This is a genomic window from Pseudomonas mediterranea CFBP 5447 (genome assembly GCF_000774145.1).
In the GTDB taxonomy this organism is placed as follows: Bacteria; Pseudomonadota; Gammaproteobacteria; order Pseudomonadales; family Pseudomonadaceae; genus Aquipseudomonas; species Aquipseudomonas mediterranea.
Genome location: NZ_KN322983.1, coordinates 981721 through 991459 on the forward strand (window position 1 = coordinate 981721; position 9739 = coordinate 991459).

12 protein-coding genes are annotated in these 9739 nt (G+C 57.8%); 5 read left to right on the forward strand and 7 right to left on the reverse strand.

The features are described 5' to 3' along the window. Nucleotides 1-44: 44 nt before the first annotated feature. The 4 genes from N005_RS09755 to N005_RS09770 all read right to left on the reverse strand — a co-directional run bounded on the left by N005_RS09755 (nucleotide 45) and on the right by N005_RS09770 (nucleotide 3597). Nucleotides 45-872 carry a helix-turn-helix transcriptional regulator gene (locus N005_RS09755; protein WP_047700991.1) on the reverse strand — a complete coding sequence of 276 codons (828 nt, stop codon included), beginning with the start codon at nucleotides 870-872 and terminating at the stop codon, nucleotides 45-47. 8 nt (nucleotides 873-880) lie between these two features. Continuing rightward, nucleotides 881-1192, reverse strand: coding sequence for an AzlD domain-containing protein (locus tag N005_RS09760; RefSeq protein ID WP_047700992.1), 312 nt, complete (start codon nucleotides 1190-1192; stop codon nucleotides 881-883). Continuing rightward, the gene (locus tag N005_RS09765) at nucleotides 1189-1887 is read right to left on the reverse strand and encodes an AzlC family ABC transporter permease (protein ID WP_047700993.1); all 699 of its coding nucleotides are present in this window, start codon (nucleotides 1885-1887) and stop codon (nucleotides 1189-1191) included. Before N005_RS09765 ends, N005_RS09760 begins: the two co-directional genes overlap by 4 nt. Nucleotides 1888-1971: 84 nt before the next feature. Beyond that, a complete protein-coding gene (locus N005_RS09770; RefSeq protein WP_047700994.1) occupies nucleotides 1972-3597 on the reverse strand; it encodes a methyl-accepting chemotaxis protein in 1626 nt (541 codons plus the stop codon). Between the two features lie 324 nt (nucleotides 3598-3921). On the opposite strand from N005_RS09770, the gene N005_RS09775 reads away from it, so the two are divergent. Next, nucleotides 3922-4818, forward strand: a complete 897-nt coding sequence (locus tag N005_RS09775; protein ID WP_047700995.1) for a LysR substrate-binding domain-containing protein — start codon at nucleotides 3922-3924, stop codon at nucleotides 4816-4818. Here N005_RS09775 and N005_RS09780 read toward each other — a convergent pair. Then, nucleotides 4812-5720 carry an MBL fold metallo-hydrolase gene (locus N005_RS09780; protein WP_047700996.1) on the reverse strand — a complete coding sequence of 303 codons (909 nt, stop codon included), beginning with the start codon at nucleotides 5718-5720 and terminating at the stop codon, nucleotides 4812-4814. The two genes, N005_RS09775 and N005_RS09780, sit on opposite strands and share 7 nt — an antisense overlap. Before the next feature lie 272 nt (nucleotides 5721-5992). Between N005_RS09780 and N005_RS09785 the strand changes: the two genes are divergently transcribed. Together N005_RS09785 and N005_RS09790 are read left to right on the forward strand one after the other, a co-directional pair. Then, the gene (locus N005_RS09785; RefSeq protein WP_047700997.1) at nucleotides 5993-6418 is read left to right on the forward strand and encodes a GNAT family N-acetyltransferase; all 426 of its coding nucleotides are present in this window, start codon (nucleotides 5993-5995) and stop codon (nucleotides 6416-6418) included. A 109-nt stretch (nucleotides 6419-6527) separates the two neighbouring features. Then, the gene (locus tag N005_RS09790; protein ID WP_047700998.1) at nucleotides 6528-6983 is read left to right on the forward strand and encodes a hypothetical protein; all 456 of its coding nucleotides are present in this window, start codon (nucleotides 6528-6530) and stop codon (nucleotides 6981-6983) included. Between the two features lie 56 nt (nucleotides 6984-7039). Here N005_RS09790 and N005_RS09795 read toward each other — a convergent pair whose 3' ends face one another. Continuing rightward, nucleotides 7040-7711 carry an HD domain-containing protein gene (locus N005_RS09795; RefSeq protein ID WP_052126374.1) on the reverse strand — a complete coding sequence of 224 codons (672 nt, stop codon included), beginning with the start codon at nucleotides 7709-7711 and terminating at the stop codon, nucleotides 7040-7042. 47 nt (nucleotides 7712-7758) lie between these two features. Further along, the gene (locus N005_RS09800; protein ID WP_047700999.1) at nucleotides 7759-8664 is read right to left on the reverse strand and encodes an AraC family transcriptional regulator; all 906 of its coding nucleotides are present in this window, start codon (nucleotides 8662-8664) and stop codon (nucleotides 7759-7761) included. A 108-nt stretch (nucleotides 8665-8772) separates the two neighbouring features. Here N005_RS09800 and N005_RS09805 point away from each other — a divergent pair, with 108 nt between their 5' ends. Both N005_RS09805 and N005_RS09810 read left to right on the forward strand, forming a co-directional pair. Continuing rightward, on the forward strand, nucleotides 8773-9114 hold the full coding sequence (locus N005_RS09805; RefSeq protein WP_047701000.1) for a carboxymuconolactone decarboxylase family protein: 342 nt from the start codon (nucleotides 8773-8775) through the stop codon (nucleotides 9112-9114). 147 nt (nucleotides 9115-9261) lie between these two features. Then, nucleotides 9262-9621 (forward strand): GFA family protein, encoded by a 360-nt coding sequence (locus tag N005_RS09810; protein WP_047701001.1) that lies wholly within the window; start codon nucleotides 9262-9264, stop codon nucleotides 9619-9621. Nucleotides 9622-9739 lie beyond the last annotated feature (118 nt).

Below are 9739 nucleotides of genomic sequence, written 5' to 3' on the forward strand. Positions count from 1 at the left end.
CACGACGCCAATGCCAGGTGCACATTGTGGCGCGGCTTTCGGCATCAACTCACCATGGCAGTCCGGTAAGCACCTGGCCCGATGCCGAAAGCCTGCTTGAACTGCCGGGTAAGATGGCTTTGATCAGCAAAACCCAGCTCCGCGGCGACTCTGGACGGCGTAATACCTTGCTTCAATAACACTTGCGCACACGCCAGGCGTTTTTGCGTGACCCAGCTGTGGGGAGGCAGGCCGGTTGCCTTGCGAAATACTCGGGCAAAGTGAAAGGGAGAGAGGCCGACGCTGGAGGCAAGCTCCTCGAGCGAAGGAGGAAACGCCAGGCGCTCCAGCAGTATTTCCCTGGCTCTACGTACCGCTACAGGCTCCTTCCCTGGCGCTGCGACCGGGCCTATTCCGGCGTACCGCTGGAACAACATCAGCGTGGCTTCCCTCCAGGCGGTTTGCTGCAGCAATTCCGGAGCCTCATGTTCTGCATACAGGTGCACGTTACTGAACGCTCGCGCCACTTGGGAATCGATCAGGACGCTGCTGATAAAGCGGGGGGAGCCGTTGAAACGTATATCCAGCTCGGCCAGGACCTCGGCAAGCTGCGTCAACGTGGGGTAAAAACCTCGGTAGCGCCATCCTTCATGGTGGGCCGTTGCACCAGTATGCAACTCATCCGGATTGATCAGGACCACGGCACCGATGGGTGCAACGTGTTCACTGCCTCGATGCCGAAACCGCTGCGCACCCGACTCGATGACCGAGATGACGAAACTGTCATGAACGTGAGGGGTGAAGCGCTGCTGGTAATATTGAGCGTGCAGCAATTCCACGCCACCCAGGCTTGAGGCTTGCCAGAAACGCGTGTTTTCAATCTTGCTGGCCACGGCTTACCTCACAGTATTGACCTGAACAGGTAGAAACAGCCCATGCTGACCAGGACGCTCGTCAGCACCCGTCCCGTCCAGAGCATGAGACCCACGGCGCAGATCCCACCCAGCAGATAGGGATTCAGAACGCTCAGGTTCAGCGTATGGCCTGGCATGAAAATGATGGGCCCGCAGATCGCCGTCAGCATCCCTGGCACCGCGAAGGATAGGAAGTCCCGGGTGCCTTGGCTCAGTCTAAACGGTAAGCGTGGCTCCAGAAACAGGTAGCGGTTCAGGAAGACAATCACACCCATCCCGGCGATAACGGCGAGGATCATGAACGCCCCTCCATGAGTCGCTTGCAGATGAAACCCGCCGTCATGCCAGCCAATCCCGACACCACCAGCGCCGACTCCCAGCGCAGATAACTGAGCAGCACCGAGCAGGCGAGGGATACCGACACACAAATGATCGTCGGGACCGATTTCACCACCGGGGTGACCAAGGCGATAAAGGTCGCAGCGATGGAAAACTCCAACCCGAGCGACTCAAGGTCGGGAATGCTCTTGCCCAACAGGATCCCTGCCAGGGTGAACAGGTTCCATGCCAGGTAAAAGCTGAGGCCGACACCCAGGGCAAACCAGCGGCTGAACGTCTTCTGGTCATACTGGCTGTTCAGCGCGAAAAACTCGTCGGTCAACAGAAAACCGAGGCCTAGTCTCCATCGTGAAGAAAGCGGGGAGAGGGTGGCGCGCATGTGCAAACCGTAAAGCAGGTGCTGCGACGTCAGGAGAAGAGTCGTCACAAGAATCGAGGAGAGGCTGGCTCCTGTCTTGATCATGCCGATGGCGACGAGTTGCGCGGCACCGGCAAAAACGATGGCCGAAAAGCCCTGGCTTTCGAGAGGCGTCAGCTGGGCATCGATCGCCAATGATCCAACCAGCAAGCCCCAGGGAGCACAGGCCAGGGACAGCGGAGTCACAGCCATCGCGCCTTTCCAGAAGGCTCGATAAGGCGAAAGGTTGGAATGCATGGGCGACGCACGTCGATTATGAATGGGGGTTCAGAATCTCGGATTATGCGATTGCCGTATTGAACGATCTTGCTGTTTGGGCCGTCACGTCTTGAACCGCAGCACCAGGTTGTTCAGGTTCACCGCAAGTTGCGACAGCTCGTTGCTGGCAATCAGCGTTTGACGGGTTCCCTCGCTGCTCTGCACCGCCAGGTCGCGAATGCTGACCAGGCTCCGATCCACATCGCGTGCCACATGCGCCTGTTGCTCGGACGCTGTTGCGATCTGCAGGTTGCGTTCGTTTATCTCCAGCACGGCATGGGTGATTTGTTGCAAGGACTGCCCGGCGTCTTCGGCTGTTTTCCTGGTGCTATGCACCTCCTGGGTGCTTTTGTGCATCGACTCCACCGTGGCAGAAGAACCGGCCTGGATCGCCGCGATCATCTGTTCGATTTCCTGGGTGGAGGTTTGCGTACGGTGTGCCAGGGCGCGCACTTCGTCGGCAACCACGGCAAAGCCTCGACCTTGCTCGCCTGCCCGAGCCGCTTCGATGGCGGCATTCAATGCCAGGAGATTGGTCTGCTCGGCAATGCCCCTGATGACGCTCAACACTTTGCTGATGTCCTGGGCTTGGCCGGCCAGCGCCAGAACCTGTGCGGATGAACCTTCCACCAGGCTCGTCAGGTTGCGCATGGCTGCCAGGGTTTCAGTGACACGTTCATTGCCCAGGTCTGCCGACAGGCTCGACTGTTGGGCTGCCTGGGAGGTAGACGTAGCATTGCGAGCCACTTCCTCAACGGCCGCGCTCATCTCGTTGACTGCAGTGGCGGCTTGCTCGATTTCGCTGTTCTGTTGCTGCAATGTCCGGTCGGCGCTTTCAGTGATGGACGTCATTTCGACAGCGGCAGTGCTCAGTTGCGTAGACGCGCCGGAAATCTCCAGAACCGTTTGCCGCAGCTTCTCCGACATGATGTTGAGCGCCTGCATCAGGCGAGAGGCTTCATCCTTCCCGGTGACCTCAAGCTGCCGGGTCAGATCGCCTTCGGCAATGTCTTCAGCCAGCTTCAGCGATGTATTGATCGGATCGACGATGCTGCGGGTCAAGGCGATAGCGAGGAAGACCGTGAGGATCAGCGCGACGACTACCACAATCATCAGGACGTTGACGCTATGGCCATACACTGCCGTTGCAATGGCGCCTGACCGCTTCGTCTCTTTTGCGTTCAGCTCGCGCATGAGCGTGAGTTTCTCCTGATAGGCCGTGGCGCGGTTGGCCTGTTCGGAGTTGGCGAAGGCAACGGCCTTGTCATGGTCGGAAGCGTCCATTGCGATGACTTGCTTCAATCCATCGATGTAGGTGTTCATCGCGGTTTGGGCCTCATCGAACAGGGCGCTGTCCTTATCGCCTGTCATCAGATTCTGCCGATAGTATTCGCTGCGCGACTGTAGGGTCTCCATGGCTTGTCGCACTTTGGCTTGCGACGTGCTTTTGACTGAGGGATCGGTGCTGCCCAGCATCCTGATGCTCTCGAGACGAGCGTGTAGAAGCGCAATCTGAATGTCATCGACCACTTGAATGCTAGGCAGTGAGTTTTCTTCTATGTCTTGCTCCGCGGTGCGCAAGTGGCCGATTTGAACGTAGGAGAAGCCTCCCAGGCCGATCAAAAGCAGAGTGATGACACCGAAGCAGAATGCAGCTCTGCGTGCGATATTGAGCGATCTGAGATTCATGTTTGGCTCCGGTGTGGCTTACCACGTAACGCCTTTCGAGAGCTGGCTCATTGCCAGCCATTACAGGGTTGGCCAGAGCGGATGAAAATTCTGTGAGCTGTGTGTGGTTTTTTTGAGAATGAGGAAAAGCGCGGTTATCGAGATATCGTTACCGAGGACTGCTGGAATGATTGGCAATGACTGCAGGCTGCTTATGCCACGACATGGTAGATCGGCGCCAACCAGATTCCCCAGTAACAGCAAATTGCGAGACGATTACGCATACATGTGTTCGACCTGATCGGGCCTCCTTACTGATCGCTACGCCGTTGTTTCGGAGATGAGATGACGTTTCCACCCTTGCACAATTTCAAAGTGTTCGAGAGCGTAGCCCGCTTGGGCAGCCTGGCGGCCGCTGCAGTTGAGTTACATGTGACCGTCGGCGCTGTGAGTCAGCAAGTCAAAGCGTTACAAGCCAGCCTGGGTATAGAACTGTTCGAGAAGCGCGGTCGGCAACTGGTGCTGACCGCCAATGGTCGGCTGCTGCAAAAGCATGTGGCGAACGCAATAGGTGAAATCAGCAATGCGGTAACTGCAATGCAGTCCGGTTCTGATGCCGCACAGGAAGTTGTTGAAATCACCCTGTCCATTCCGCCTGCCGAGGGCGTGGAGTGGCTTACTACGCCGTTGCTGCACTTCATGGAGGCATCGGACTCGGTGCGGGTGAACGTGATCACCGCACCGGGGATGCCGCAAGTAGACTGGCGTCGCGCCGATGTGGCGGTAATTTACGGTTCGCCGCCATGGCCAGGCATCTGGTGGCGTTTGATGCATGGCATTCGCATGACTCCCGTGTGCAGCCCGCAATATTTGCGAGGGCCGAAAGCCATTCGTGAAGTAACGGATCTGGCGCGACACCGCCTGCTCCACGAAGACACTGGCAGCCAGTGGCAGCAATGGCTGGCCGATGCAGGCTGCAGCCTTATCTGCAAGGAGGACATCTATTTTGAAGATTTTGGCATGGTCTTGCAGGCCGCGCGCGACGGTTTCGGCGTGGCGCTGAGCGATGAACTCGTGTCTGCCCGCGATCTCGACGAAGGACGTTTGGTGCGCCCGCTGCCGAGCACGGTGCCCGCGCTGCACAATTACTATGTCGCCTGTCGTGAAACCGCGCGTGAACGCCCGGAAATCCGGGCGTTCATCAACTGGTTACTCGCTACGGCCGGTCAGCCCGATCAGTAACCGTAGCCTCGACCATCGGTGAACTGGATGTTGGTGAGAATGCTGATTTCCTTTTCGACCTTGTACAGTTCGGAACTCTTGATCAGTTCCGGATCGCTGAAGGCTTCACCTTTGGCGCGCCCGGCGAGGATCAGCGCCATCTTGTCGCGAATCGACTGTACATTGGCGTAGGTCATCGCCGGCACTTTGGTCGGATCTTCGTCCGCATGAGCGCCATAAATGGCGGTCTGCTGGTTGATCATTTTCAGCGTGGCGTCGAGAGAAGCGACGTAGTCTTTGAGATTGCCTGCCAATAGCCACGACGGATAGACATGATCCCCGGAAAGCAAGATGTTATGCGTCTCATCGAAGAGCGCGACTTCGTCCTGCGTGTGTCCCGGCACACTTATCAGACGCATCTTCAGACCGCCAAGGTCGATGGTCTCGTCGGGTTTTATCAGTCGCGCGACCTTGAAAGGCGGCACTACCATGTGATCGAAGTTGCCCAGATAGACCGGCTCGGGTACGCGGTAGAAGTCATCCTTGTCCTTGAATTGACGAGTGAATGGCGTATCGACCAAGTAGATACTTTTGAAATTGTGTAGGCCACCCAGGTGATCGAAATGCAGATGAGAGGGCAGCAGCGAGAGTGGCTTGTCAGTGATCTTACTTGCCACCAGCGTGATGTCTTCTTTCTGATTCGCACCCGAATCGAACATCAACGCCTGGTCATTGCCGACCAACAAATACGAAAAATTCTTCTGGTAATAACCGGGTTCGCCAATGGCGTAAAGGAAGTCCGTCAATTTATGCACGACGAAGGCCGCGCCTTGCGTTTTATCCGCCTCCTGCGCTTGAAGAGTAAACGATGCGGATAGGAAAACAGAGGAAGCCAGGGCCAGGAATCTTACGAGTTTGCGCATGGTGTACGAACCTTTTTCTTATGTTCAGCGGATGGCGGGCTGTTTGCTGCTTGCCTATCTCACGGGTTGTCGGTTCACACATCAATGGATGATTTTTAAAGTGGGATACTTGAGTTCAGCTAAAGCGTGAGTCGAACAATTTATTTTCAAGGAGGCTGCTGCCCCTTCAACCCTCCCACACAAAGGGCATGAAGAGTTAACTGATTCGGCTGGACATGGCAGAAATGAGCTACCTTATCTGACCCACTTGCTTATCGCTCAGGGAGAGCGCCATGCCTTTGCAAATCCAACTTTCGGAAAATGTGACCGAATCAGAGCGGTTGGGAATTTTGAACCCGCTGCTGGCCCATAACCTGGCCAACGGTGGGGACGATGCCCACGAAACCTTTGCCCTGTTGCTACGAGCCCCGGACAGTAATGAAGTCATTGGGGGGCTGTATGGAAAAATTTCTTATCGGTGGCTGCTCATCGATCTTGTCAGTGTTCCCGAGTCGATGCGTGGTCAGGGTATCGGAGAACGACTGATGCGCAGGGCAGAAGACGTGGCAAAGGAAAAACACTGCGTCGGGATCTGGCTGGAGACTTTCAGCTTTCAGGCGCCGGAGTTTTATCAAAAACTGGGTTATTCCGAATTTGGACGCCTGGTGGATTATCCGCCGGGGCATGCCCGGTTCTATTTCCAGAAACGGCTGTGCTGACAGTGGAACAAACCGGTGCCGTGGTAGTCTTCAAGTCTGCCCCTGCAACGGGCTGTTCTGACTGGGGCGATGCGCAACGTTGGAGTGTTTTTTACATAGGAGGTTTAGAGTGTCCTGGAAGCCAAATCTTGTAGTGCTGGCCCTGTCTGTCGTTGCCTTTTCGGCGCAGGCCCAATCCGATCGTGAAGTGGTCGAGGACATGGTGACTCGCTCGGCCAATGTCTGCCCAGGCCACAGCACCGAGCGCACCACGCCCACGGTGAAGGCGGTGCCTGTCGGCGCGTTGCGGGTCATGCTTGACCGCGGCCTGGTCATGTGTCCCGACCGGCGCCTCGATGTCGACGCACCGGCCGTGTTCTTCGGTAGCGTCGGCGTATTCGAATGGAACCCCGAAGTGCCTGCAAGCTCGGAAGTGATCGTCAAGCAGATCGACGCCATGACCCGCAAGGACGAGTACCCATCGGACACCCTGGTTTGGGACGCGGAGGGTATGCCCCTCAAACAGCGCACTGTGCCGGCTTTCGAACCCAAGCCAGGGGCTGCGGTGCTGTATCGGGTACGGTAAGCCCTGCCGACGATGTACATGGACGTCAGCGCCGATGCCGCTGCGCTGATCCGATCTCAATCGAGGCGATCGATGGCACGTGCAAGATTTGCGCGTGCCTGCTGCTCGAATGCGTCGAAGTAGGGTGCAGTTGTATAAATGCGCTCGCGCATTAGAAAACCCTCCAGGATCTGGCGTCGCTTTGGGCCATATACAGGCATCGGCACGTGCAGGTACTCGCGGCGGATTTGTTGGGCGTACTCCTCGAACCGCTCGAACGATGCCCCGAGGATCGCCAGATCCGTGTCCACCAACACCGCCTCGTCTACCGACTGCGGGGCGCTGTCGTGTCGGGTCACCATGACCAGGTCGTAAAGCCTGCGGCGCGTTTCGTCGTCCAGGCCGCTATCACGGGCCACCTCGTCCAGCCATTGGGCGCTGCGCAATTCGTTGTCGCTGCGCAGGGGGTCGTAGATCGCGTCGTGGAACCACAGCGCGAGGTCGACTTCGGCGGGGGCCTGGCAGGCCGCGTTGAGGAGTCGACGCACCCGGAGGCACTCAGCCAAGTGCTGGCGGTTGTGGTACGCGCGGTGTGGCTCGTCGTAGTGCCTAATGAGTTTTTCGTGCGTCTCTTGCGACGCACATCTGACCCCAAGCTCCGTCCAGACGCGAGCCCAGGCGGTAAAGCCCAGTGCCTCAGGCGCGTCGAGGTCGTCGAGTAGCCCGGTTCCTTCTGACTGTTCCGTCATTGCTGCTCCTGCGCATTATTAATGTAGCGTTGCACCCAGGCGATCAATTAAATCCCACGCCGCACCCGTCCCGGCGCCTCACCATATACCTCCTTGAACTTCTTGCTGAAAGCCGCCTGGGATTGATACCCCACCTGGGATGCAATGTCAGTCAATCCCAGGTGCGAATGGCTCAGCAGGCTGAAAGCCAGTTCCATTCGAACCTGCGTCAACAGGATCCAAGGCGAAACGCCGGCGACCCGCACGAAAGCTCGCATGAACGTTGCACGGGACATGCTGGCAATCTCGGCCAACGCGTCCACTGTCCATTCATGGCCCGGCTCCGCCAGCATCGACTGCCAGGCTCGGCCCAGCCGCTTATCGGCCAACAGGGCCAGGGTGCCGGTGTGATGGCCGTGGCTTGCGAGGTGAGCGCGCAGGATCAAGGTGAACAGCGCCTGGGACAAGGCATCGAGTAAAAAGTGTGCGCCGACTTGCTCGTTATCGGCTTCACCTCGCAACATGTCGACCAGTGCCGGCAAGGGAGCGCTTGCAGGAAGAGCCGCACTGGGTATCACCAGGTGTTCGGGGAGGGCGCTGAACAACAGGGAGGCGCGAGTGTAGTGGAAGCTCCCGCAAAGCATGTCCAGGTCCGTGCTTCCGCGGCCGATGCGGTAAAGCGGCAGTGTTCCACCGGAAACCAGCCGCGGGGTACCTGGCTTGGCCGTTTTGCCGATGCCATGCAGGAGGTGCGGTGCCCCACGGGGCAGGAGCAGGATGTCGCCCGCTCGCATCGGCAAGCGCTGGCCGTCTGGAAATTCGACCCGGCATTCTCCCGCCAGGACAATGTGATAGGGCGCTTTCCCCAAGGCTTCCTGCTGGTGATCGAGTGCCCAGTCGCCTTGGAACTGACACCGCAGATCCACGCTACCCCGCACGTTGGCCAAGCTGATGAGTTTATCGATCGAATTCATTTGAGTGCTTCGCATAAAAATCTGAGCGGATCGGACAAAACCGAATCACGCCCTGGAGGGAAACTGAGCCTGTCGAAACAGTACACCAACTTGCTCAGGAGTCATGCGATGTTCAATAACTGGTCCGAACTGCTACCCACCATCCAGAAGGCTTTCGGTGCGCTCGGAAGGAGCAACCCTAAAATGGTCAAGGCTTACATGGCCCTTGGCGAGGCCTCCGCGGAAAACGAGGTGCTGGATGCGAAAACCCGAGAGTTGATTTCGATTGCCGTCGCGGTCACCACTCGTTGTGATGGATGCATCGCTGTCCATGCGGACGCGGCGATCAAGGCCGGAGCGAGCCGCGAAGAAGTGGCGGCCACATTGGCAACCGCGGTTTCACTCAACGCCGGCGCTGCCTACATCTATTCGTTACGTACGTTGGAGGCGTACGACTCGCTGAAAAAATAGAGCCTGCCGGTGCAGGCAGCTGGCCTCGGTACCGTGCGGTATCGGGGCTTTTTAATGCCTGCAGGATCTTCGAGCCTCCGACGCAACGCCGCAGGTGATCCACTACGATGAGACTGCGGGTTCACTGACGATGGAGACATACCCACGATGAACTACACGGGTGCCTGTCACTGTGGAGCGGTTGGCTTCGCGTTTGAAGCCGAAGTTGAAGAACTGATCAGTTGCGACTGTTCGCTGTGCAGCAAGCGCAATGCGTTGATGGCTACGGTGCCGCGAGAGGACTTTCGCATCACCCGTGGTGAAGACGCGCTGCGTCTGTATCGCTGGAACAGCGGCGTGGCCCAGCATTACTTTTGCGGTACGTGCGGGATCTATGTGTACCACCGACGGCGCAGCGATCCCGAGGTCCTCAGCGTCAATGCGTGCTGTATCGATGGATTGGATTACCGCGCCGTGCCGTTGCGTCATGTCGATGGCAAAAGTCGAAGCCTGGTCGGCCCGCCTTGAGCACAATGCATGTTCGACCAAGGGTGTCGACGTCAGTGGTTGGCACCCTGCTCAGATCATGAGTCCAAAGGCGGGCAGAGTCTGATGCCAGTCCTGGTGGCGCAAAACCTGTGGGAGC